We start from the raw sequence: 22,992 nt of genomic DNA on the forward strand, positions 1-22,992 counted from the left end.
GCAGCCGCTCACTTTTCTTGCTTCGCCAAGAAAAGTGAGTAGCCGCCGGGCTACCCCTGGCAGGGTTGTCCGAAGAAGGAAAGACGCAGCTATCTAAAAACGGCCAGTCGGAACAAAACACAATCTATCGAAAACGGCATCCGGGTAACCGAGAAGCCCTCATTTCAAACTACAATACCCCCACCATGCCCACCCGCCCCAACCCCGACGAACTGCTCGACCGCGTCATGCGCGACGAAGACCGTCAGGCGCGTGGCCGTCTCAAGATTTTCTTCGGCTCCTCCGCCGGCGTTGGCAAAACCTACGCCATGCTCGCCGCCGCACAAAGCTTGCGCGAACAAAATGAAGAAGTCGTCGCCGGCATCGTCGAAACCCACGGCCGCGCCGATACCGAAGCCATGCTTGAAGGCATAGAACGGCTTCCCTTGCGTGCTTCCGAATACCGCGGCCGCACGCTCTACGAATTCGACCTCGACGCCGCACTCGAACGCAAACCGCACGTCATCCTGGTCGATGAACTGGCGCATTCCAACGTGCCGGGTTCGCGTCACGCCAAACGCTGGCAGGACATCGAAGAGCTGCTGCATGCCGGCATCCACGTCTACACCACCGTCAACGTCCAGCACATCGAAAGCCTCAACGACGTGGTCGGCCAGATCACCGGCATCCGTGTGCACGAGACGATTCCGGATCATGTGTTCGACGAGGCCGATGAGGTGACGCTGGTGGATCTGCCGCCCGACGAGCTGTTGCAGCGACTCAAGGAAGGCAAGGTCTACCTGCCGCAACAGGCAGAGAAAGCAGGGCGCAATTTTTTCCGCAAGGGCAATCTGCTGGCGCTGCGCGAGATCGCCTTGCGCCGCACCGCCGATCGCGTCGACGCCGACATGCGCGAGTACCGCGCCGATCGCTCCATCGTGCAGTTGTGGCAGACCAAGGAACGCATCGTGGTCGCCATCGGCGCGCGTGCCGACGAAGACAAGCTGGTGCGCGCGGCGGCGCGGCTGGCGGCCAAGCTGCAGGCGGACTGGCTGGCAGTGCACGTGGATGCGCCGCGCTGGCCGCGCGTGACGCTGGCCGGACGCGAGCGCATACTCAAGAACCTCAAGCTGGCGCAATCGCTGGGTGCGGAAACCGCCAGCATCACCGGCGAAGACCTGGCGCAGGCGCTGGTGCAGTTTGCGCGTAGCCGCAATGCCGGCAAGCTGGTGATCGGTCAATCGCAGGGCCGCCGTTGGATGCACTGGCAGCGCTGGTGGCGCAAGAATCTGGCCGAGCGCATCGGCGCCGCAGGCAAGGATATCGACGTCTACACCGTGGCGCGTCCCGCCGGATCGGGACGCGACGATAGCGTCAGGACCCCGGCTGAAGAAACACGCGACGACAGCGGACGCTTGCGCCGCCGCCGCGGCTATCTGTGGGCGACCGTCAGTTGCGCCCTGACCACGGCGCTGGCGTGGTGGCTGATCGCCTATCTGCATCCCGCCAACGTGATCATGCTGTACCTGGTCGGCGTGATGATCGTCGCGGTGCGCTACGGCCGCTCGGCATCGGCGCTGGCGTCGATCATGAGCGTGCTGGCTTTCGATTTCTTTTTCGTGGCGCCGCGCTTTTCCATCAGCGTCTCGGATGCCCAATACCTGATTACCTTGCTGGTGATGCTGGCGGTATCGCTGTTCATCAGTTCGCTGGCCTCGCGCATGCGACATCAGGCCAACGTCGCCATGCTGCGCGAGACGCGCGCGGGCAATCTGTACATGCTCGGCAAGGAGCTGGCGGCGGTGCTGACGCTGGAGCAGATCCTCGAAATCGGCCGCCGCCATCTCGGCGCGGTGTTCGGCGCGAAGACGGCATTCTGCCTGCCGGATAGCGGTGAAAACGTACGCGTGGCCGCGCCCGAAGAACATGACGCGCATGCCTTGCAGCAAGTCGACCTGGGCGTGGCGCAATGGGTCTACGACAACGATCAGGCGGCGGGGCGCGGTACGGCGACCTTGCCGGCGGCGCAGGCCCTGTATCTGCCGTTGAACGCCACCATGCGCACGCGCGGCGTGCTGGCCTTCGTCGCCGAGGACCCTTTGCAACTGGCTTTGCCGGAAAACCGGCAGATGCTGGAAATTTTTTGCTCGCAGATCGCCATGGCGATCGAGCGCCTGCACTACGCCGAGGTCGCGCAGGATGCGCTGGTGACGATGGAGTCGGAGCGCCTGCGCAATTCGCTGTTGTCGGCGATTTCGCACGACCTGCGCACGCCGCTGACCTCGCTGGTCGGCAGCGCCGAAGCCCTGGCGCGGCAACCCTCGCTGGGCGCCGACGAGCGCGAGATGGCGATGACCATCAGCGAACAGTCGCAACGCATGTCGGGGCTGGTGGAAAATTTGCTCGACATGGCGCGCCTGCAATCGGGCGGCATCACGCTCAACCGGCAATGGAACTCGATCGAAGAAGTCGTCGGCGCAGCCTTGCGCCTGTTGAACAAGACGCTGGGCGAACGCCGCGTCGAGACGCATCTGCCGGTCGACCTGCCGCTGGTGCGCTTCGACGCCGTGCTGATCGAGCGCGTCTTCGCCAACCTGATCGAGAATGCCGTCAAGTACGCGCCGGCCGGCGAGATCATTGTTGTAGAAGCCAAGGCGAATGCCGGCATGATGGACATCAGCGTGATCGATCGCGGCCCGGGTTTTCCGGCAGGCATGGAAGAACGCGCATTTGAAAAATTCACCCGCGGCGACACGGAATCGAGCACCCCGGGCGTCGGCCTGGGCCTGGCGATTTGCCGCGCCATCGTCGATGCGCATGGCGGCACAATTCGGGTGCTTGGCGCGTTGCCCGGCGATGGCGGTCGTGGTGCGCGCGTGTGTTTTACTTTGCCGCTTGAACAAGCACCAGCGTTACCAGAAGAGGATTAATCATGTTGGATCACGCCGGCAATATCGTTTTCGTCGAAGACGACGCCCACATCCGCAAGCTGGTGCGCAGCGCACTGGAACAGGAAGGCTTCATCGTCCACGAGGCGCGTACCGCGCGCGAAGGCATGGTCGAAGCCGGCACGCGCAAACCGGACCTGGTGATCGTCGATCTCGGCCTGCCCGATCAGGACGGCAAGCAGGTCATCGCCGACATCCGTTCGTGGAGCGACGTGCCTATCGTGATCCTGTCGGCGCGCACGCAAGAGGCGGAGAAGGTCGCCGCGCTCGACGCCGGCGCCGACGATTACCTGACCAAGCCCTTTGGCGTGCCAGAATTGCTGGCGCGTATCCGCGCGCAACTGCGCCGGCGCAGCCAGGCCAGCGCGGCCACTGGAAGATTTCGCTTGGGCGATCTGCTGATCGACCTGCCGGCGCGCACGGCAAACAAAGGTGGCGAGCCGGTGCATCTGACGCAGATCGAGCATCGCCTGATCGCCACGCTGCTGCGCGACGCCGGGCGCGTGATTACCCACCGGCAACTGCTGGCGGCAGGCTGGGGGCCGTCGCATACGGAAGACCATCACTACCTGCGCATCTACATGCAACGCCTGCGCCAGAAGCTGGAACAGGATTCCGCGCAACCGAAATACATCCTGACCGAGATCGGCGTGGGATACCGCGTGGTGAACGCCGAGCCGGCCTGAAGCCCGCTGCCGCGGCAGGCGATATCGCGAATCAGGCCTGCTTTATGCAAAGAATTCGATGTCTCAAGCGCAATATGGTCATTTAGAATAAGAAAAACAGGAGGTCCCATGATGCGAATGTTGCAGCAGATGAAGTTGTGGCAGCGGATTGTGTTGCTGGGATTGATGGGGCTGCTGCTGGTCGCTCCACCCTTCTATCTGTACATCGATGGCGCCAACAAGAATATTGATGCCTCTTACCGCGAACGTGCAGGGCTGGAACCCGGCAAAGACGCGTTGAGGATGTTGCAGATGGTGCAGCAGCATCGCGGTTTGTCGGCGGCTTTCCTGATTTCCGGCCAGATGGCGCAGCAGCGCAGCGAGAGCGTCGAACGCGGGAATCTTGCCCTGGATCAACTTGCGCTGGCCCTGCAGGCCAGCGGCTTGTCTTCTTCTCCGCTATGGGGACGCATCCGCTCCGAATGGAGCAGCCTCTCCAAGAGCGTCGGCGCGCGCGGCCTGACCGCCAATGAGAGTTTTCAGCGGCACACGCAGTTGTGTCAGTTGCTGTTGTTGCTGATTGAGCAGATCAGCGACAAATACCTGCTCAGCCTGGATTCCGACGCCGACATCTATTATCTGGTGCATACCGTCTATTTCGACTTGCCGCAATTGACCGAATACTTCGGGCAGGTGCGCGGCATGGGGGTGAGCGTGCTGAGCAGCGGCAACGTGACGCCGGAAGAACGCACGGTCATTTTCGGCCTGATTGCCGGTGCGCGGCTTTATGGCAAGAGTACGACGCGGTATTTCGAGAAGGCTTATGAAGCGCGGCCGGAAATGAAGGAGCGTTTCGCGCCAGGCATTGCTGCGGCTACTGCCGAGGGAGATGAAATCCTGACGCTGGCGAGCGAGAAAATTGTCACGGCGGACGGCGTCAATTTCTCCCCCCTGGAGTATTTCAACCTCGTGAGCAAAGCGATCGAGCGGCAATACGGGATTGCATTCGCCACGGCTGACCAATTGCAATTGCTGATCGGCGAGCGGATCGAGCGGCAGCGCAAGATGCGCAATCTGCTCGCCGGCGGCGTGTTGCTGATCGCGGGACTGGCGACATTGTTCGCCTGGTTCATCTGCCGCAGTCTGGTGCGGCAGCTCGGCGGCGAGCCGGGGGAGGTGATCCGTGTGCTGGCCCGGGTTGCGCAAGGCGATCTGACCCAGCGCATCGCCGTCGTCGACGGCGATCGTTCCAGTCTGGTGTGCCGGATGAAGGAGATGGTGGATCGCCTGTCGGCCGTGATCACCGAGGTGTCTGCCGGCGCCTCGGTGCTGGCCGATGCATCGTACGAGATCAGCAGCACCGCGCAGGCGCTGTCTGCCGGCGCCAACGAGCAGGCTGCGGGTGTTGAAATGACCAGTGCCTCGCTGGAAGAAATGTCTGCGTCGATCGCCAGGAATGCCGCCAGCGCCAAAATCACCCGGATGCTGGCGGACAAGGTCGTCACCGATGCCGGTGCGGGCGCGGCGACGGTGCGTTCGACCGTGGTGGCGATGAAGCAAATCGCAAAAATGGTCGAGGTGATCGACGATATTGCGTACCAGACCAATCTGCTCGCGCTGAATGCCGCGATCGAAGCTGCCGGCGCCGGCGGGCAGAGCCGCGGTTTTGCCGTGGTTTCCGCAGAAATCCGCAAGTTGGCCGAACGCAGCCAGACGGCGGCGCAAGAGATCGGCGGGGTGGCGGACAGGAGCGTCGAGCTGGCGGAAAAGTCCAGCGACACGCTCGACCAGCTGGTGCCGGATATCCATGAAACGGCGACGCTGGTGCAAACCGTGACGCTCGCATCGGCCGAGCAGGATTCCGGCGTCGGTCAGATCAATTCGGCGCTTGCCCGTCTCAGCATGACGGTGCAGCATAACGCCGCCGGGTCGGAGCAATTGGCGGCCACGGCCGAAGAGATGAGTGCGCAGGCGGAAAAACTGCGCCGTTCCATCGCCTTCTTCAAAACGAAAGAGGGACCCGCCGAGGACGACGCCGACGCCGACGTTGTGGCCGGATGATCGCATCTGCATCAGGCTTCACTCCACGCGGCGAAACCTAAAGCTCCCCCCAGATGTCGATCTGCCGCCGCACAATGCCAGCATGTCCGTCGCAGATGATCAATATCTCCTTGCTGCCGCTGCGCATCACGAAACGGAAATACTCCGCATCGCCGCGCTGCACGAAACTCTCGCTTTCGATCTTGCCGCCTGCAACGCCGTTGGTAACGGCCGCCATTGTTTCCATGGCGGCGCGGCGGCAGGCGGACAAGTGATTCCTGGCTTCCAGCGAGGGGCCATAGTCTTCCGGTGAGCGGTAGGGCACGACCGCATGCGATTGCTGCAGGCCCAGTGCCGCGTACAACATGACCGCCAGCATCACGCACCATGCCGCTTTCTTGTGCCGGCCGCGGCGTTTGGCCGAGGCATTCAGAAAATCACGAAGAACGTGCTTGTGCGAAGGAATGAGATAGTGGCGCATGATGGCCTCCGGAGCAGACGAATGCAGATGGATCAGAACGTGCGCGAAACCGCCAGTACCAGCTGGTCGCGGCCCAGATTCTTGCCCTTGACGGTATAGCCTGCATCCTTGGCGTTGGTGCCGGTGTAGTAGGCGGCCAGCACATAACCTGAGAAGTCGCGGTTCAGGCCCAGCTTCCAGTCGGTATACGACAGGTTGGACGAATTGGGGCCGGTGTAGCGCTGACGGCCGATGTGGGCGACGCCGTTGATGCCGGCGAACAATTCATGCGTCAGCGACAGATCGATGTAGTTGGAGCCGCGCGTGTCGGGGCTGCCGAAGGTGTTGCCGAGGGCGTAGGAATAGCGCAGCGTGATCCACTTGGCGTCCAGGCCCAGATACAGCTCGTTGGTGTCGGCTTTGGTAAAACCGTTGGGGAAGCTGCCCGGATAGGCGTAGTGCAGGAAGCCGACGTCGCCGGTCAGCGTGTCGTTGAAGCCATGCTTGAAGCCGCCGTAGATGTCTGCTTCCAGGCTGGCCGAAGCGCCCGGCGTGGCGTCGCTGATCCAGCTGATGTTGGATGCCCAGATGCCGGCGTACAGGCCGCTCTCGTGCGACAGATCGAAGCCGCCTTGCAGGGCCGGTTTTTCATTGGTCTGGGTCAGGCCGCGGAAGACGTACTGGCTGTAGAGGCCGATGTTGGCGCTGGTGGTGAAGGCCGGAGCAGGCGCTGCTGCTGTTTGAGCGTCGCTGCCGTCCGCTGCCATCGACGGCACGGCTTGCAGCAATGCCACCGCGCCTGCGGTCAGCACCAGCAGGCGGCCAAGCGCCAGAGAGAAGGTCTTCGGGGATGTCATTTTCTTGTACTCCACATGTCAGGTTGATGTGGACTACAAGATACGAAAAGTGGCGTTTAATTTTTATAAAACTTCAGCCCGGCAGAATAAACATCGCGTAAAAAACGGCGATATTTTTTTGCTGGCGAATGTGATTTACATCACTCCCAGGACCGCTTCCAGATCTTCCTCTTCGCTCGGCGGCACCGACATGTCGAGCACCGCTTCGATGTGATTCAGATGCTCGATCATGGATGCGACGGCCTGCTCGGCCTTGCCGGCGGCGATGGCGTCGATGATGTCGCCGTGTTCGTCGTGGGTGCAGGCGGGCACGGTGGGCGAGTCGTACAGCACGATGATCAGGCAGGTCAGCGAAGCCAGCTCGCGCATCATCTTGCTCATGACCGGATTCTCGACCATGTCGGCGATGCGGATGTGGAATTCCCCCGACAGCCGGATGATCGCGCGGCGGTCGTTGGCTTCGCGCGCCTGGGCTTCCTGCGCCACGTGCTCGCGCAGTTGAGCCACGTGTTCTGGCTTGGTTTGTTCGCACAGATGGCGCAGCAGCGCCGGCTCGATCAGGCGGCGCGCGGCAAAGATCGCGCGCGCCTCGCTCGGCGTCGGACTGGCGATGAAGGCGCCGCGATTCGGAATCGTCGTGATCAGGCCTTCGTGGCTCAGCCGCGCCAGCACTTCGCGCACGCGGGTGCGGTTGACGTTGAAGATGCCGGCCAGCTTTTCTTCCACCAGCTTGGTGCCCGGCGTGAGGCGGTGCTCCATGATGGAAGTGAGGATGCGTTCATAAATGATGTCGCCGGCCATCGGGCGGGCGCTGACGGCTTGCGCCGGAAGAGGGCTGTTGTCCGGTTTGCCGGCGGCTTTCTTTCGGCCGGGGCCGGTTTTTGCGTTTGGGGTGATGGTGCTGGTCATTGCCTGGTCCTGAATGAGTGTCCTGCTCGCCTGTTCTTTTATTTAAGGGGCAAGCCGGAATTAATTTTGTGGAGATATATTGTCACAATTAATAAAAAATTTCCCCACATTTATAAAATATTTTGTCGCACTGATTTGGTTTGATTTTTTCATTTTTGCACCAGCGTGGACGCGGTGCTTTGTACGAAGACAGTGAATTGAGGGTGAAATAGTGAATAACAGGCTTCCACAAAAGCGATTCTGATCCAAAACTCTCCTGGCACATCTATTGCATACATTGTCGCAATAAAGAAATTTAATTGTCACAATTTAAATCGATGTTGCTCATTGTTGTTCTACTTACGGGAGAGTCACCATGCAATACCTGGCACAAGAAACACAAAAAACACAAAAAACTTCATCGCGGCTGTTCGTCTTCCGCACTGCGGCCGTGACTCTGGGCCTGGCATGTAGCCTGGCGTTTGCCAGTTCGGCGCAAGCCCAGTCCAAGCCGAAATTCAAGCTGGCTTACGCCAAGTGCGCGCACTGCATGTCCATGGCGCTGGTGCCTGAGCTGGCCAAGAACGTCGACATCGAAGGCATCAACTTCACGGCCGGCAGCGATGCGCTGACCGCGCTGGTGTCCAAGAGCGTGGATATCGCGCAGGTGACTTATCTGTCCTTCGTCAGCGGCCTCGACAAGGGTTTCGACCTGGTGGCGGTGTCGGGCCAGGTCAACGGCGGCTCCGAAATGCTGGTCGGCAAGGACACGGCCCTGGCGTCCGACGACTGGGTCGGCCTGAAGAAGCTGATCGCCGAATACAAGGCGCAGGGCAAGCCGTTTCGCATCGCTGCTTCGCGCGGCAACGCGCAGGATTTGCACATGCGCGGCGAGCTGGCCCTGAACGGCATCAATCCGAACAAGGACGTGCAGTTCGTCAACATCCCGAATCCGTCCGACCACGCGGCAGCCCTGCAACGCGGCGAGGTGGAACTGATCTGCTCGGTGGAACCCTTCGCTTCGCAGATCCGCATGACCGGCGTCGGCAAGCATTTTGCCTTCCCTTATAAGCAAGCCGCCGGCCGCCTGACCAACCTGATCGTCACGCGTTCGGATGTGATCAAGGAACATCCTGCCGAGGTGAAGGAAACGGTTGCCGCCGTGGTGCGCCTGGTCGACAACCTGCAAAAGGACAAAGGCGCCTGGGTTGCCAGCATCGTCAAGGGCACCGGCCTGGACAAGACCGTCGCCACCGAAGCGCTGAAGAATTCCTACCCCGACTACAAGATGTACCGCGCGCAGACACAGGCCATCGGCACCATGATGAAAGACCTCAAGTACATCTCCACCGATGTCTCGGCGCAGATCGACAAGAACATGGACTACAGCTTTTTGATGGAAGTCACCAAGAAGCCGAAGACCGAACTGGGCTATTGATTTCCATCGGCATGCACGACGAACTTAGTGAGATAGAAAGCAGGTGATCACAATGAATGGACTGATGCGCTCTTTGTCGGAGGCGAAGTGGCGGTTCGCCGTACCGATTTTTCTGGTGTTGTTCTGGGAAGCGTTTTCTCGTTCGGGGGCGATTCCTGCTTCCTTGCTGCCGGCGCCGTCGCGCGTGTTCGCGACCTGGATGGACTGGATCTTCGGTTACAGCGAAGCGGCCCAGGACAGCAGCGGCCGCTGGATCTTCGACGCCATGGCCAGTTGCATGCGGGTCACGGCCGGTTATCTGATTGCGGCGATTTCCGGCATTGCACTGGGCGTGGCGATCGGCTGGTGGCGCTGGGTGGAGCGCGCCATCGAGCCGACCGTGCAGATGCTGCGGCCGATTCCGCCGGTGTCGTGGATTCCGCTGGCGATCATCTGGTTCGGCATCGCCAACAAGCCGGCGATCTTCCTGGTGTTCCTCGGCGCGTTCTTTCCCATCCTGATGAACACCGTGCACGGCGTCAAAACTTCCGATCGCAATCTGTTGCGCGCGGCGGCGATGGCCGGCGCCAACCAGAGCCAGCTGTTGCGTTTCGTGATCCTGCCGGCGGCGATGCCGAGCATCTTCGCGGGGCTGCGCATCGGCATCGGCAGCGCCTGGATGCTGACCGTGACGGCGGAGATGGTGGCGGTCAAGAGCGGTCTCGGTTACGCGCTGTGGGATTCGTATTACTTCCTGCGCTACGACCTGGTGATTGCAGCCATGATCAGCATCGGTCTGCTCGGCTATCTGGCCGACCTGATCCTGAAACTGATCATGAATTCGGTACTGCGCTGGCAGCATGTGGCGACGGTACAGGGCAAAGCGTAAGGAGAGCAACATGGCATTCATCGAACTCAACAATATCGTCAAGGTCTTTAAAGACAAAAAACGCGGCACTGACATGCTCGCCATCGACAACGTCACGCTGAAGCTGGAGAAGAAGGAATTCCTCTGTCTGCTGGGACCGTCCGGTTGCGGCAAGTCGACGCTGCTGAACATGATCGCCGGCTTCGAACATCCGACCTCCGGCAGCGTCACCGTTGCCGGCAAGCCGATCACCGGTCCCGGCGCCGACCGCGGCATGGTGTTCCAGCAAGCCAACCTGATGCCATGGCTGCCGGTGTGGGACAACATCGCGTTCTCGCTCAAGCTGCAGGGCAAGAGCGCCGCCGAACGCCGCGCCGCCGCCCAGCCGTTCATCGAGACGGTCAAGCTCAAGGGCTTTGAAAACCACTTCCCGGCCGAGCTCTCGGGCGGCATGGCGCAGCGCGTCGGCATCGCCCGCGCGCTGTTGCAGAATCCGTCGGTGATCCTGATGGATGAACCGTTCGCCGCACTCGACGCGCAAACCAAGATGGAAATGCAGGAAGAGCTGGTCACGCTGTGGCAGCGTTATGAGGGTACGATCGTGTTCGTCACGCACAGCGTTGACGAAGCGCTGGTGCTGGCCACCAAGGTCGCCGTCATGACGCATCGGCCGGGGCGGATCCGCGACCTGATCGACATCGATCTGGCGCGGCCGCGCGACACCACCACCGCCGAATTCAATCAATACAAGCGCCATGTACTGAGCCTGATCCGCGAAGAATCCGCGCTGGCCCATGCCGACGCCGTCAAACTTGCTGCATAGATTTCAAGGAAACCATCATGACTCAACGTACCCTGCTCGGCATGCTGACGCCGTCCTCCAACACCACGCTGGAGCCGGTCACCACCGCGATGATCGCCGATATCCCCGAGGCCAGCGCCCACTTCGGCCGCTTCCGCGTCACCGAGATCGCCTTGTCGAATCAGGCGCTGGCGCAATTCGACGACAGCGAAATCCTGCGCGCGGCCGAACTGCTGTCGCACGCCAAGGTGCAGAGCATAGGCTGGAACGGCACCTCGTCCGGCTGGCTCGGCTTCGATGCCGACGAACGCCTGTGCCGCCGCATCACCGAAGCGACCGGCATCCCGGCCTGCACCTCGGTGCTGGCATTGAATGAAATCTTCGACATCACCGGCGTCAAGCGCTTCGGCTTGGTGACGCCTTACCTCGATGACGTGCAGGCCGCGATCATCAGGAACTATGCCGCATCGGGGCTGGAATGCATCGCCGAACGCCATCTGCGCAAGCAGGACAATTTCTCGTTCTCCGAAGTCGGCGCCGACGAGTTGCGGGCCATGGTGCGCGAAGTCGCGAAGGAAAAGCCGCAAGCCATCACCATCTTTTGCACCAACCTGCGCGGCGCGCCGCTGGTGGAAGAGCTGGAGCGCGAAGTCGGCATTCCGATTTACGACACCATTTCCACCGTGGTGTGGAAGTCGCTCAGGCAGGCTGGATCGGATCCCTCGCGCATTCGAAACTGGGGCAGTTTGTTCCGCGACGTTGTGTAAGGGCGAACACGACATGGAAGATTTTGATCTGGTAATCCGCAACGGCACCGTCGCCACCGCGTCCGACATCATGCAATGCGATGTCGGCATCGTCGGCGGCAAGATCGTGGCGTTGGGGCGTAATCTCGCGCCCGGCAGGAAAGAGATCGATGCAGCCGGCAAGCTGGTGTTGCCGGGCGGTGTCGACAGCCACTGCCATCTCGATCAGCCGATGGAAGAGGGGCTGGAGATGGCCGACGATTTTCGCAGCGGCACGATCTCGGCGGCATGCGGCGGCACCACCACGGTGATTCCTTTTGCGGCGCAAGCGAAGGGACAATCCCTGCGCGCTGCGGTGGAGGACTATCATCGCCGCGCCGAGGGCAAGGCCGTGATCGACTATGCCTTCCACATGATCGTCAGCGATCCGACGGAGAAGGTCTTGAAGGAAGAGCTGCCGCAACTGATCAGCGAAGGCTATACCTCGTTCAAGATCTATATGACCTACGACGATCTGAAACTCAATGATCGCCAGATCATCGACGTACTGGCCATCGCGCGGCGCGAAGGCGCGATGGTGATGATCCATGCCGAGAATGCGGATTGCATTGCCTGGCTCACCGAGCAACTGGAAGACGCCGGCCTGACGGCGCCAAAGTATCACGCGACTTCACGGCCGATGCTGGTCGAGCGCGAAGCGACGCATCGCGCGATCGCGCTGTCCGAACTGGTCGACGTGCCGATCCTGATCGTGCACGTCTCGGGCAAGGAAGCCATCGAGCAGATCCGTTGGGCACATGGCCACGGTCTGCGCATCTATGCCGAAACTTGCCCGCAGTATTTCATGCTGACCGCCGACGATCTCGATCAGGAGGGCTATCACGGCGCCAAGTGCATCTGCAGCCCGCCGCCGCGCGACAAGGAAAACCAGCAGCACATCTGGGATGGCCTGGCCAATGGTTTGTTCACGGTGTTCTCGTCGGACCATGCGCCGTTTCGTTATGCCGATCCCAAGGGCAAGATGCCGGGCGGGAAGGAAGTGCCGTTTCGCTATATCCCCAACGGCACGCCGGGACTGGAAACACGTTTGCCGCTGCTGTTTTCGGAAGGCGTGGGCAAGGGTCGCATCGACCTCAATCGTTTCGTCGCGCTCACGGCCACCGACCCGGCCAAGATGTACGGCCTGTATCCGCAGAAGGGCACCATCGCCATCGGCGCCGACGCTGACATCGCGATCTGGGATCCGCACAAGGAAGTCGTGATCGCCAACGACAATCTGCATCACAACGTCGACTACACACCGTATGAAGGTGTGGCCGTGACGGGCTGGCCGGTGACCACGCTGTCGCGCGGCGATGTGGTGTATGACGGCAAGGATCCGCAGGGCGCCGCCGGCCGCGGCGAGTTTTTGAAATGCGGTTTGCCCGATCCTGCGCGTCCGCGCAAACGTTGATCGCTTTGATGGCCGGCGTGCATTACTCGTAAACGATAAGCACTCTCAACACAGCAAATGTTCGATGCCAGGGGGGGCACTTCTGCGGAAGTAGAAGTGTGACCCTGGCATGTCATTGTGGTTATTTCGTCCTCGTATTTCAAAATCTGCGGCTCGCGTTCGATTTCTGATTGCCCGCGCCGGAGGCATGGTGCTAGCATCACGCCGGACGTTGCCTTCCGATGGCGGCGTCAGATTCTTAAAGACGGGGTAACACATGAAAAAACAACTCATGATCGCAACCATGGCCGTCCATGGATTGCTGGGGATGCAGTCGGCCTACGCTGCCGGTGCAATGAATGTCGACGACGCGCAAGTGCTCGACGCCAACAAATGCCAGTTGGAAGCCTGGGGTAAATTCAATCGCGACGGCACCGAGCGCTGGCTCAATCCGTCGTGCAACCTCACGGGCAATCTGGAGATCTCGTGGGGCAATTCGTGGCAGCGCGACGCCAACGGCATGTATCTCTCGAACAGCCAGCTGCAGGGTAAAACCGTCTTCAAGGAAATGTCGGCCAACAGCTATGGCGTCGGCATGCTGGGCGGCGTGGTGCGCCAGACCGACAGTGGCGACGACAACGACGGCGCTCGCCGGCGCTCGTGGAATTATTATTCCAAGCTGCTGACTTCGTTCTCATTCAAGGATGACGCGGTGCTGCTGCATACCAATCTCGGCTTTAATCACCGGGGCAAAGAACAAACCACGCGCCTGACCTGGGGCCTGGGCAACGAGACGCGCCTGATGGAGCGGCTGTCGCTCATCGGCGAAGTGTTCGGCGAGAACAAGGGCAAGCCCGGTTATCAGGGTGGCATCCGCGCGAAGCTGGTGCCGGACCATGTCGAAATGGATCTGACCTACGGCAATACCTTCGGCCGCGAGACGCAAGGCCGCTATGTGGTGCTGGGGCTGCGTTTCATCACGCCGGAACTGCGTCGCTGATCGTTCTGTCCGGTCAATCCGGGTTGTCGGATTGACATTGTTTTCTGACAATGCCTGTTGTCGTGGTAAATTACGGCTTGCGCTTGCAGCAACACGCAAGAGCAGCTAACAAAACTTTCGCAGTTTTTCCCGTTTGCGATTTCTTCATTGCGCATCCGCGGTTCCACCCGACGGACTTCGCGCTGTTTTGTTAGCTGTTCTTCGGCATGCGCAATTTCTTCACTACTCAATAGGTACCTTCGTTGGAAAACATCTTACTGATCGTCGCGGCCCTCTTTCTGGTCGCGTTGAACGGTTTTTTCGTCGCAGCAGAATTCGGTCTGGTCAAATTGCGCCAGACGCGTATCAGGGCCATCGTCAAGACGCAGGGTTTGCGCGGACGCATCCTGGCCACTGTCCACAATCAACTTGACGCTTATTTGTCGGCCTGCCAGCTGGGCATCACGCTGGCCTCGCTGGGTCTCGGCTGGATCGGCGAGCCGGCCTTTGCCAGCCTGCTGGAACCGGTCTTCGCTTTCCTCGGCGTGAGCTCGCCGGAACTGATCCACGGCGTGTCCTTCGTCTTTGCCTTCGTCATCATTTCCTTCTTGCACATCGTGGTCGGCGAACTTGCGCCGAAGTCCATGGCCATCCGCAACCCAGAGCGCATCGGCCTGTGGTGCGCGATGCCGCTGTACGGTTTCTACTGGACGATGTATCCGGCAATCTGGCTGCTGAACCTGAGCGCCAACTGGGTGCTGCGTGTTTCCGGCCTGGGCGACGCCCATGGTCACGATTCGCATTATTCGTCGGACGAGCTCAAGCTCATCCTGCGCGGCGGCGGCAAGCCCACGGGCAAGTTCACGCGCGACGAATGGAACGTGCTGGCGCAATCGCTCGACTTCGGCGACCTGAAGGTCATGGACCTGATGCGGCCCGCCAACGAGATCGTTGCGCTGAGCGCCGGCAATACGCAGGAAGAAAATCTCGAGATCATTTATCGCAACCGTTTCAGCCGCTATCCCTACTTCGACGAAGATCGTCAGGAAGTGCTGGGTCTGCTGCATCTGAAGGACGTCTTCATTGCGCAGCAGGACGGCAAGGCGGTGGCCGATCTGCGCCTGTATCTGCGGCCGGTGCAGTACATCTCGCCGAGCTTGTCGGCGCAGGAACTGTTGCGTCGTTTCCGCACCGGCACGCCGCACTTCGCGATCATCGGGCGTCAGGGACAATCGCCGCTGGGCTTTATTACTCTTGATAATCTGCTGAGCGTGCTGGTGGGCGAGATTCGCGATGAATTCCGTCATACCAACAACGAATGGACGCGTCAGGATGACGGCACCTTGCTGGGCAAGGGCAGTCTGCCTATCGTCACGCTTGAGCACATGCTGGGCATCGATTTTGAGTACGACGAGAGCGTCGACTCGGTGGGTGGTCTGGTGATGGAGAAGCTGGGTGAGGTGCCCAAGGAAGGGCAGAAGGTGGAGTTTCCTGCGTTCGACATCGTCGTGGTGAAGATGAAGGGGCCGAAGATTGTGTTGGTGAAGGTTTTGCCCAAGATGGTGGATGGGGAGTGGGTTGGGGAGTTGGAGGGATAGTGTTTTGTTCCGACTGGCTTTGTTGGTAACTGAATCTTTTCTTTCTTCGATCAACCTTTGCCGGGGGCGGCCCGGCAGCCGCTCACTTTTCTTGCTCCGCCAAGAAAAGTAAGCAAAAGAAGGGTTGGAGCACTGCTCCAACACAACTGGTTCGTAGCCCCCTTCGGGGGTTCCCGGCGCCAGCAGGTGAAAATCGGGAAGGGAAAACAACTCGCTGCGCTCAGACATTTTTCCCTTCTTGATCCGATTTTCACCTGCTGACACCGGCTACTCTCAAGCGGACTTCGAGACTGGCTCGCTGCGCATCGCCAGGGGACGGTATCGAAGAAAGAAAAATCGAAGCTACCTATAAAACGAAGTCGGAACAAAACAAATACCGACCATAAAAAAAGCCGCCCACAAAGGCGGCTTCTTGCATCCCAAGCGACAAGCGCTCGCAACGCTTACTGCATAAACCATCCGTGGCTAACCACCACCGACTGCCCCGTAAGCGCATTCGTCGGAAACGCCGCCAGAAACACCGCCGTCTGCGCCACATCCGCAGTCGTCGTGAACTCGCCGTCAACCGTATCCTTCAGCATGACCTTCTTGATCACGTCGTCTTCACTGATGTTCAATTCCTTGGCCTGTTCGGGAATCTGCTTTTCCACCAGCGGCGTACGGACAAAGCCCGGACAGATCACGTTGGAGCGGATCTTGTCCTTCGCGCCTTCCTTGGCGACGACCTTGGCCAGGCCGATCAGGCCGTGTTTGGCGGTGACGTAAGGCGCCTTCAGCGGCGAGGCTTCGTGCGAGTGCACCGAGCCCATGTAGATGATCGAACCGCCGTTGCCGGCCTTGATCATGGCGCGCATCGCGGCACGGGTGGTCAGGTAGGCGCCGTCGAGGTGAATCGCCAGCATCTTGCGCCAGTTGTCCAGCGTGCTGTCGACGATCGGCGCGATGATCTGGATGCCGGCGTTGCTGATCAGGACGTCGAGCGTGCCGTAGGCGGCGACCGCGTCGGCGATGCCCTTGTCGACCTGCGCTTCGTCGACCACGTTCATGGCGACGGCCATGGCGGTGCCGCCGCTCTTGGTGATTTCTTCCGCAGTGGCCTTGGCGGCGTCGAGCGCCAGATCGGCGATGACGACCTTGGCGCCGGCCTTGGCGTATTCGATGGCGATTTCCTTGCCGATACCGCTGGCTGCGCCTGTGATCAGGGCGACTTTATCTTTGAGTAGCATGACATTCCTTTATTTAGCAAGATAATCATAAGCGACCGTGCCCAGGGGCAAGGTCAGGTCAGACAAAATATGTACGGCGGATATGACTTCCAGCACGGGCAGGTCGGCGACGGGCGCCAGCGCGTGCGGATGCAGGTCCAGTGCGCCGGGACCGGTCCAGGCGCCCTTGATGGTGATGTCGGACAGACTGTACTGTACCAGTTCGCAGATGCGCGGTGTGCCGTCGACGTGGGGGATGATTTTCAGCAGGAAGCTGGGTGTCGACAGCGACTTCTTCACCGTCTCCGCATCGAGCGCCCGATGCTTGTAACCCATCGTGCCGGTGGCGATGCGAAAGTCGCTGTAATCAAGCGTGCCGACCAGCGTGTCGGTGTGCACGCGCAGTTCCGGACTGCCGAGTTTTTTGGGAAATCCCCACAGCTCGCGGCCGCCGGCGATCGGCGGATGGTCGTTGAGATACATGCTGTGTACATAGCCGCCGGCGACGCCGTCTAGCGTGACCGGAATCACTTGCCCCGATTCGCAGTAGTGGCCGAAACCGGTGGAGTCCGGCATGTTGATGAATTCGAACTTGACGATGGGTTCCACGAATTGCAGCGGCGCCGGAATGATTTTCCTGAGCGCATCGGGATCGGTGCGATAGGTGATGATCAGGAATTCACGGTCGACGAACCGGTACGGGCCGGGGGGAAATGCCGGGTTGTGGATCGGCATGGCGAAAGCGTTGCGACGAATGTCATCTTCAGTCATATCTTTGTCTTCCTTTTCTGCAGGCCGGGAAAGCCGGTCGTCCCGGTTCGACGGAGCAGTACGTTATAAAGTTCACATCGTTTTCTTGCAGCAGGCTGACAGCAACAGTCTCCGGGCAGTGTTGCACGCTAGCCATGCCGTGTCCACGTTATGTCCATGTGTCATTTGCCTGAAACAATCGACGGTTACGCTTTGCATCGTTGTCAACTGAAAAAGGACGATGCATGAGACTGCTCACCACTCCAGCAGATGCTAACCCGAGTTTTTCCAAACTGTCATTGAGTCTCGCCAGCACGCCGGAAGAGGTGCGCGAAGTACAACGTCTGCGCTACAAAGTCTTCATCGAAGCAATGAACCTGTCCGCTCTGGCCAATGCCGAAGGTCTGGACAAGGATGAATTCGACGATTACTGCGATCACCTGATCGTACGCGACAATAAAACACTGAGCGTGGTCGGCACCTACCGCGTCATGAGCCCGCATGCAGCACGTCGCATGGGCAAATTCTACTCGGAACAGGAATTCGACCTGAGCCGCCTCGACAATATCCGCAACGCCATCTGCGAAGCCGGCCGCGCCTGCATCCATCCGGATTACCGCAGCGGTGCCGTCATCATGTTGCTGTGGGCCGGCATTGCCGACTTCATGCGCAAGGAACGTTGCGACTACCTGATGGGCTGCGCCAGCGTCAGCCTGGCCGACGGCGGCCACAACGCAGCGGCGCTGTATCACGCCTTCCGCGAAAACAACATGGCGCCGCAAGAGTACAGCGTCACGCCGCATACGGCATTTCCGATCGAAGAACGCGAAGCCGGCCATCAGCCGCAAGTGCCGCCGCTGTTGCGCGGCTACCTGCGCAGCGGCGCATGGGTGTGCGGCGAACCGGCCTGGGATCCTGATTTCCACTCTGCGGATTTCTTCCTGCTGCTGCCGCTGGCCAAGCTCGACGGCCGTTATGCGAAACACTACCTGAAAGAAACGAGAGCCGTATGAAACCACGCGATCAGTTTCTGGATGACGACGGCGTGGAAGCCGCTCTGGGAATGAAACGCGATCCCCTCCGTTTCAGGACGATCTGGATCTCCGACGTGCATCTGGGCACGACGGGGTGCCAGGCGCAACGCCTGCTGGAATTCCTGCGCGCGACTGAATCGGAGACGCTCTATCTGGTGGGCGACATCATCGACGGTTGGCAGCTCAAGCGTCGCTGGTACTGGGAACAAAGTCACAACAACGTGGTGCAGACGGTGCTCAAGAAAGCCAAGAAGGGCACCAACGTCATCTTCGTGCCGGGCAACCACGACGAAGTCATCCGTCAGTTCATCGACCTCGACTTCGGCGGCATCAAGATCCGCGACGAGCTGATCCACACCACCGCCAACGGCAAGCGCATGCTGGTGATCCATGGCGACCGTTTCGACGGCGTCATTGCCTGCGCCAAGTGGCTGGCCTATGTCGGCGACAACCTGTACACCATGATCCTCAAGTTCAACCAGTGGTTCAACAGCTGGCGCGCGCGTGCAGGATTGCCGTACTGGTCGCTGTCGCAGTATCTCAAGGGCAAGGTCAAGAACGCGGTCAATTACATCACCTCGTTCGAAGATGCGCTCGCAGCTGAAGCCGCCAAGAAAGGTCTTGACGGCGTCATTTGCGGGCATATCCACAAACCGGAAATCCGCGACATCAACGGTATCAAGTATTGCAACGACGGCGATTGGGTGGAAAGTCTGTCGGCCCTGGTCGAAGACGCATCGGGTGAATTGCGCCTGGTGACCTGGGGCGAAATCATGCAGTTGAAGAAAAGTTCCAAATTAGCCGGAGTAGAAGATTTATGCGCATTGCCATCGTAAGCGACGCGGGCGAACCCCAAGTCAATGGCGTAGTCAACACCCTGCGGGCGACCCAGAATTGCCTGCGAAACAAAGGTCACGAAGTACTGATGCTGGCGCCGCGCGATTTCCGCACGTTTGCCTGCCCGACTTACCCCGAAATACGGCTGGCCTACAAGCCGTATGCCAAGATTGCCGCCGCGCTGGATGCGTTCAAGCCCGATTGCATCCACATCTCCACTGAAGGCCCCATGGGCCTCGCGGCGCGCCGTTACTGCCTCAGGAACAAGCTGGATTTCACCACGGCCTATCACACGCGCTTCCCGGAATACCTGAGCGCGCGCAAGCTGTTGCCGAAGGCGCTGACGTATCGCCTGATGCGCTGGTTCCACGGACCGTCCAAGGCCATCATGGTGCCGACGCCGAAGATGAAGGACGCGCTCGAACAGCACGGCTTCCGCAACGTCGCGTTGTGGGGGCGCGGCGTCGATACCGAACACTTCAAGCCGGCTGCGGAAGATCACGCCTGCATCGTGCGTCCGCTGTTCCTGTATGTCGGCCGCGTGGCGGTGGAAAAAAATATCGAAGCCTTCCTCAAGCTGGATTTGCCCGGTTCCAAGTGGGTGATCGGCGACGGACCGCAGCGCGAAGAACTGGAACAACGCTACCCGGATGTCCGTTTCCTCGGCGCCAAGGGCCACGACGAATTGCCGGCGTATTACAACTGCGCCGACGTGTTCGTGTTTCCCAGCCGCACCGATACCTTCGGTTTGGTGCTGGTCGAGGCAATGGCGTGCGGCGTGCCGGTCGCCGCCTATCCTGTCGAGGGGCCGATCGACGTGGTCTCCAACGGCTTTTCGGGCGCCTTGCACGAAGAGCTCGATGTCGCTTGCATGGAAGCGCTGGTGCTGCGCCGCGAAGACGTGCGCGAGCATGCGATGAGTTATTCATGGGATGCCGCCACGCAACAGTTCTTGCAGCATTTGCATTACGCGCGCAGTGTAGCTGCGGGCGCCGTGCCGACGGTCGCCGTATCCGAATCTCACTGAAATCGTCTGCGGCCCAACCGCTGGAAGTCGACGGCGCCAACAAGCGGGGAGAGTTTTAAGGCCTGGCCACGATGGTAAAAAAGCCTGTCCGGCAACGACCGGGCAGGCTTTTTTCATTCCGGCAGCGACACGCGACGCCGCCGCTTGCGGCTTCCGGAAAATTATGCGAAAACGGTATAGTTACATGCGCACAAAGCATTGGCCTAGCCCGGAGCGCTTATCTAAGATGCAGCACGAGCAATAATGGAACAGGAAATGCGGGCGGCATGACAGACGCGCAGACGTCTTATTCACTCGCAATAAAGGTCGTCAAGAGCGCCGCACAAGATGCGGCCGTTGTCTTTCCTTATTCGGATTTCATTGCTTTGCGACAAGAAAAACAAGTCTGAAACACGTACAATTGCGGGGCATCCGGGCGGGCATGAATCCTGCTGGCAATACAAGGGCAAGCATCGGCCGGCGACACCGGCGAGGTATGGTCCTTTATGCACGGCACCACATAGAACCATCAAGCATCTGGCAAGTTGCACCTTCAGGGACGGCAGTTTTTTATCAGGGAAAGTTGAATGGTTATGATCTCGAATATCAAAATTGGGGCACGTTTGGCGCTGGGGTTCTGTCTGGTCTTGTTCTGCGCAGCAGCGATTTTGTTCAATGGCCTGTGGCGCATGAGCGAAATGGAAACCAGCAGCGAGTACATCATCAACCAGAAGGTTGCCAGCATGACTGCGGCGATGAGCATGCGTGAATCGGGCAGCGCACTGGCACTCGCGTTACGCAAGGTCGTCACGCCGACCGACGCCGCCGAAGGTCAGCAGGAAAACCAGCGCCTGGCCAAGATCCTGCAAGCCTATGCAGGCTTCGAAGGACAACTCACCAAGCTGACGTCGACAGACAAAGGCAAGGCGCTGCTCGCAGCGTCGGCCGCGGAACGCAAGGTGCTGTTCCCCATCGTCGAGAAGATTCGCGAGATGGTCGGCGGCGGCAACTACTTCGACGCGGCGCAATTGCTCAAGAGCGATTTCCTGCCCGCGTATGACAAGTGGATGGCCAGCGTGGGCGCATTGGCAAGCTATCAGCAGGAAGACATGTCGGCCGCTTACGTTGCCTTTCAGTCAAGCTATCACACCGGCCAGATCAGCATGATCGTCATCGGTATCGTGACGCTGGCGCTGGGCGCTTTCTTCACCTGGTCGATTACCCGCACCATTACGGCGCCGCTGCGACGCGCCGGCAGAATCACCGAAACCATCGCCAGCGGCGACCTCACCACAATGGTCGAAGAAAAGAGCCACGACGAGGCAGGCCAGCTGGTGCATTCGCTCAATGCCATGCAAACCAGGCTGGCATCGACCGTCAACGAAATCAAGCAAAGCGCCGCCATCATCGCCGTCGCTTCGCAGGAAATCGCCACCGGCAACGCCGATCTGTCCAATCGCACCGAATCGCAGGCTTCCAGCCTGGAGGAAACCGCCAGCTCGATGGAGCAACTGACATCGACCGTAAAGCAGAATGCCGAGAATGCGAATCAGGCCAATCAATTGGTGATGTCGGCTTCGGACTATGCGGTCAAGGGCGGCAAGGTGGTCGGCGATGTGGTGGAAACCATGGGTTCCATCAAGGCCAGTTCCAGCAAGATCGTCGATATCATCGGTGTGATCGACGGCATTGCGTTCCAGACCAATATCCTCGCGCTCAACGCCGCCGTGGAAGCGGCGCGCGCCGGCGAGCAAGGTCGCGGCTTTGCCGTGGTGGCGTCCGAAGTGCGCAGCCTGGCGCAGCGTTCGGCTTCCGCCGCCAAGGAAATCAAGATCCTCATCGGCGACTCGGTCAGCAAGGTGGACGCGGGCGGCAAGCTGGTCGACGAAGCCGGCGTGACCATGAGCGAGATCGTGACCTCGGTCAAGCATGTGGCCGACATCATGGGCGAGATCACCGCCGCGAGCAAAGAGCAGAGCGCCGGCATTGCCGAAGTGAACAACGCCATTTCGCAGATCGACGAAATCACGCAGCAAAATGCCGCTCTGGTGGAGCAGGCTGCCGCTGCCGCCGAAAGTTTGCAGGAGCAGGCCGATTTGCTGGCGCGTGCGGTTGCCGTGTTCAAGATTGACGGCGCTGCGATGGCGGCGCAAGGCGCACAGGCGACTGTCGTGCCGTCGATGCTGAAGACGGTCAACCCGCCGCTGGAGTTGCAAGCCGCCGAGCCTGCTGTCGCCAAGCCGGTTGCCGTGCACAAGAAGACTTCTCCCGTGGCGCCGAAGAAACCGGTTGCCACACAAGACGAAGGAAGCTGGGAAGAGTTCTGATGCCCATCCTCGCGTAACGGCGAGGTCACAATCATCATTTAATCTGCATCCTTCGCAACGATGCAGACAAAGCCCGCAAGCCTTCCGGCCTGCGGGCTTTTTAACAAGTTGCCTCGGTAATGTCCCGCGGGCAACACCTCCACAATGTAATGGC

Annotated in this window: 19 protein-coding genes; 14 read left to right on the plus strand and 5 right to left on the minus strand. The window is 60.1% G+C overall.

The window, feature by feature from the left end:
- Window positions 1-185: 185 nt before the first annotated feature.
- The 3 genes from PMI16_RS16440 to PMI16_RS25045 all read left to right on the plus strand — a co-directional run bounded on the left by PMI16_RS16440 (window position 186) and on the right by PMI16_RS25045 (window position 5,653).
- Window positions 186-2,909, plus strand: a complete 2,724-nt coding sequence (locus tag PMI16_RS16440; RefSeq protein WP_007881526.1) for a DUF4118 domain-containing protein — start codon at window positions 186-188, stop codon at window positions 2,907-2,909.
- Between the two features lie 2 nt (window positions 2,910-2,911).
- On the plus strand, window positions 2,912-3,613 hold the full coding sequence (locus PMI16_RS16445) for a response regulator (protein WP_007881527.1): 702 nt from the start codon (window positions 2,912-2,914) through the stop codon (window positions 3,611-3,613).
- 108 nt (window positions 3,614-3,721) lie between these two features.
- On the plus strand, window positions 3,722-5,653 hold the full coding sequence (locus PMI16_RS25045) for a methyl-accepting chemotaxis protein (protein WP_007881528.1): 1,932 nt from the start codon (window positions 3,722-3,724) through the stop codon (window positions 5,651-5,653).
- Between the two features lie 37 nt (window positions 5,654-5,690).
- Here the strand turns inward: PMI16_RS25045 and PMI16_RS16455 are convergent, their stop codons facing one another.
- The 3 genes from PMI16_RS16455 to PMI16_RS16465 all read right to left on the minus strand — a co-directional run bounded on the left by PMI16_RS16455 (window position 5,691) and on the right by PMI16_RS16465 (window position 7,858).
- Window positions 5,691-6,113: a hypothetical protein gene (locus PMI16_RS16455; RefSeq protein WP_007881533.1), complete on the minus strand. Its 423-nt coding sequence runs from the start codon at window positions 6,111-6,113 to the stop codon at window positions 5,691-5,693.
- Window positions 6,114-6,145: 32 nt separating this feature from the next.
- Window positions 6,146-6,949, minus strand: a complete 804-nt coding sequence (locus PMI16_RS16460; protein ID WP_007881534.1) for a TorF family putative porin — start codon at window positions 6,947-6,949, stop codon at window positions 6,146-6,148.
- Between the two features lie 135 nt (window positions 6,950-7,084).
- Window positions 7,085-7,858 carry a GntR family transcriptional regulator gene (locus PMI16_RS16465; protein ID WP_007881536.1) on the minus strand — a complete coding sequence of 258 codons (774 nt, stop codon included), beginning with the start codon at window positions 7,856-7,858 and terminating at the stop codon, window positions 7,085-7,087.
- A 355-nt stretch (window positions 7,859-8,213) separates the two neighbouring features.
- Between PMI16_RS16465 and PMI16_RS16470 the strand changes: the two genes are divergently transcribed.
- The 7 genes from PMI16_RS16470 to PMI16_RS16500 all read left to right on the plus strand — a co-directional run bounded on the left by PMI16_RS16470 (window position 8,214) and on the right by PMI16_RS16500 (window position 15,679).
- Complete coding sequence (locus PMI16_RS16470; protein ID WP_007881538.1) at window positions 8,214-9,275, plus strand: ABC transporter substrate-binding protein; 1,062 nt, start codon at window positions 8,214-8,216, stop codon at window positions 9,273-9,275.
- 52 nt (window positions 9,276-9,327) lie between these two features.
- Window positions 9,328-10,143, plus strand: coding sequence for an ABC transporter permease (locus PMI16_RS16475; protein ID WP_007881544.1), 816 nt, complete (start codon window positions 9,328-9,330; stop codon window positions 10,141-10,143).
- 10 nt (window positions 10,144-10,153) lie between these two features.
- Window positions 10,154-10,945 carry an ABC transporter ATP-binding protein gene (locus PMI16_RS16480; RefSeq protein ID WP_007881546.1) on the plus strand — a complete coding sequence of 264 codons (792 nt, stop codon included), beginning with the start codon at window positions 10,154-10,156 and terminating at the stop codon, window positions 10,943-10,945.
- 17 nt (window positions 10,946-10,962) lie between these two features.
- Complete coding sequence (locus PMI16_RS16485) at window positions 10,963-11,691, plus strand: maleate cis-trans isomerase family protein (protein WP_007881547.1); 729 nt, start codon at window positions 10,963-10,965, stop codon at window positions 11,689-11,691.
- Between the two features lie 13 nt (window positions 11,692-11,704).
- Window positions 11,705-13,123 carry a dihydropyrimidinase gene (gene hydA, locus PMI16_RS16490; RefSeq protein WP_007881548.1) on the plus strand — a complete coding sequence of 473 codons (1,419 nt, stop codon included), beginning with the start codon at window positions 11,705-11,707 and terminating at the stop codon, window positions 13,121-13,123.
- Window positions 13,124-13,379: 256 nt separating this feature from the next.
- Complete coding sequence (locus tag PMI16_RS16495) at window positions 13,380-14,102, plus strand: hypothetical protein (protein ID WP_007881549.1); 723 nt, start codon at window positions 13,380-13,382, stop codon at window positions 14,100-14,102.
- 242 nt (window positions 14,103-14,344) lie between these two features.
- A complete protein-coding gene (locus tag PMI16_RS16500) occupies window positions 14,345-15,679 on the plus strand; it encodes a hemolysin family protein (protein WP_007881550.1) in 1,335 nt (444 codons plus the stop codon).
- A 443-nt stretch (window positions 15,680-16,122) separates the two neighbouring features.
- Here the strand turns inward: PMI16_RS16500 and PMI16_RS16505 are convergent, their stop codons facing one another.
- On the minus strand, window positions 16,123-16,905 hold the full coding sequence (locus PMI16_RS16505; RefSeq protein ID WP_007881551.1) for a 3-hydroxybutyrate dehydrogenase: 783 nt from the start codon (window positions 16,903-16,905) through the stop codon (window positions 16,123-16,125).
- A 9-nt stretch (window positions 16,906-16,914) separates the two neighbouring features.
- Window positions 16,915-17,655 (minus strand): acetoacetate decarboxylase, encoded by a 741-nt coding sequence (locus tag PMI16_RS16510; RefSeq protein ID WP_007881553.1) that lies wholly within the window; start codon window positions 17,653-17,655, stop codon window positions 16,915-16,917.
- Between the two features lie 224 nt (window positions 17,656-17,879).
- Here PMI16_RS16510 and PMI16_RS16515 point away from each other — a divergent pair, with 224 nt between their 5' ends.
- The 4 genes from PMI16_RS16515 (at window position 17,880) to PMI16_RS16530 (ending at window position 22,838) form a co-directional block, all read left to right on the plus strand.
- Window positions 17,880-18,647, plus strand: coding sequence for a GNAT family N-acetyltransferase (locus PMI16_RS16515; protein WP_007881566.1), 768 nt, complete (start codon window positions 17,880-17,882; stop codon window positions 18,645-18,647).
- Entirely contained in the window at window positions 18,644-19,504 is an 861-nt protein-coding gene (locus tag PMI16_RS16520) for a UDP-2,3-diacylglucosamine diphosphatase (protein WP_007881568.1), read from the plus strand. The genes PMI16_RS16515 and PMI16_RS16520 overlap by 4 nt, the downstream gene beginning before the upstream one ends.
- Entirely contained in the window at window positions 19,486-20,532 is a 1,047-nt protein-coding gene (locus tag PMI16_RS16525) for a glycosyltransferase family 4 protein (RefSeq protein WP_007881569.1), read from the plus strand. Before PMI16_RS16520 ends, PMI16_RS16525 begins: the two co-directional genes overlap by 19 nt.
- Window positions 20,533-21,104: 572 nt before the next feature.
- Window positions 21,105-22,838 (plus strand): methyl-accepting chemotaxis protein, encoded by a 1,734-nt coding sequence (locus PMI16_RS16530; RefSeq protein ID WP_034380944.1) that lies wholly within the window; start codon window positions 21,105-21,107, stop codon window positions 22,836-22,838.
- Window positions 22,839-22,992 lie beyond the last annotated feature (154 nt).

Origin of the sequence: Herbaspirillum sp. CF444, from assembly GCF_000282135.1 — a bacterium.
In the GTDB taxonomy this organism is placed as follows: domain Bacteria; phylum Pseudomonadota; class Gammaproteobacteria; order Burkholderiales; family Burkholderiaceae_D; genus Herbaspirillum.

Bases quoted from the DNA above. Each gene is read 5' to 3' on its own strand.
- PMI16_RS16480 (WP_007881546.1), top strand. From the start codon at position 10,154: ATGGCATTCATCGAACTCAACAATATCGTCAAGGTCTTTAAAGACAAA.
- PMI16_RS16530 (WP_034380944.1), top strand. From the start codon at position 21,105: ATGATCTCGAATATCAAAATTGGGGCACGTTTGGCGCTGGGGTTCTGT.
- PMI16_RS16460 (WP_007881534.1), bottom strand. From the start codon at position 6,949: ATGACATCCCCGAAGACCTTCTCTCTGGCGCTTGGCCGCCTGCTGGTG.
- hydA (WP_007881548.1), top strand. From the start codon at position 11,705: ATGGAAGATTTTGATCTGGTAATCCGCAACGGCACCGTCGCCACCGCG.
- PMI16_RS16505 (WP_007881551.1), bottom strand. From the start codon at position 16,905: ATGCTACTCAAAGATAAAGTCGCCCTGATCACAGGCGCAGCCAGCGGT.
- PMI16_RS16520 (WP_007881568.1), top strand. From the start codon at position 18,644: ATGAAACCACGCGATCAGTTTCTGGATGACGACGGCGTGGAAGCCGCT.
- PMI16_RS16495 (WP_007881549.1), top strand. From the start codon at position 13,380: ATGAAAAAACAACTCATGATCGCAACCATGGCCGTCCATGGATTGCTG.
- PMI16_RS16440 (WP_007881526.1), top strand. From the start codon at position 186: ATGCCCACCCGCCCCAACCCCGACGAACTGCTCGACCGCGTCATGCGC.
- PMI16_RS16445 (WP_007881527.1), top strand. From the start codon at position 2,912: ATGTTGGATCACGCCGGCAATATCGTTTTCGTCGAAGACGACGCCCAC.
- PMI16_RS16515 (WP_007881566.1), top strand. From the start codon at position 17,880: ATGAGACTGCTCACCACTCCAGCAGATGCTAACCCGAGTTTTTCCAAA.
- PMI16_RS16465 (WP_007881536.1), bottom strand. From the start codon at position 7,858: ATGACCAGCACCATCACCCCAAACGCAAAAACCGGCCCCGGCCGAAAG.
- PMI16_RS16475 (WP_007881544.1), top strand. From the start codon at position 9,328: ATGAATGGACTGATGCGCTCTTTGTCGGAGGCGAAGTGGCGGTTCGCC.
- PMI16_RS16470 (WP_007881538.1), top strand. From the start codon at position 8,214: ATGCAATACCTGGCACAAGAAACACAAAAAACACAAAAAACTTCATCG.
- PMI16_RS16455 (WP_007881533.1), bottom strand. From the start codon at position 6,113: ATGCGCCACTATCTCATTCCTTCGCACAAGCACGTTCTTCGTGATTTT.
- PMI16_RS16525 (WP_007881569.1), top strand. From the start codon at position 19,486: ATGCGCATTGCCATCGTAAGCGACGCGGGCGAACCCCAAGTCAATGGC.
- PMI16_RS16485 (WP_007881547.1), top strand. From the start codon at position 10,963: ATGACTCAACGTACCCTGCTCGGCATGCTGACGCCGTCCTCCAACACC.
- PMI16_RS16510 (WP_007881553.1), bottom strand. From the start codon at position 17,655: ATGACTGAAGATGACATTCGTCGCAACGCTTTCGCCATGCCGATCCAC.
- PMI16_RS25045 (WP_007881528.1), top strand. From the start codon at position 3,722: ATGATGCGAATGTTGCAGCAGATGAAGTTGTGGCAGCGGATTGTGTTG.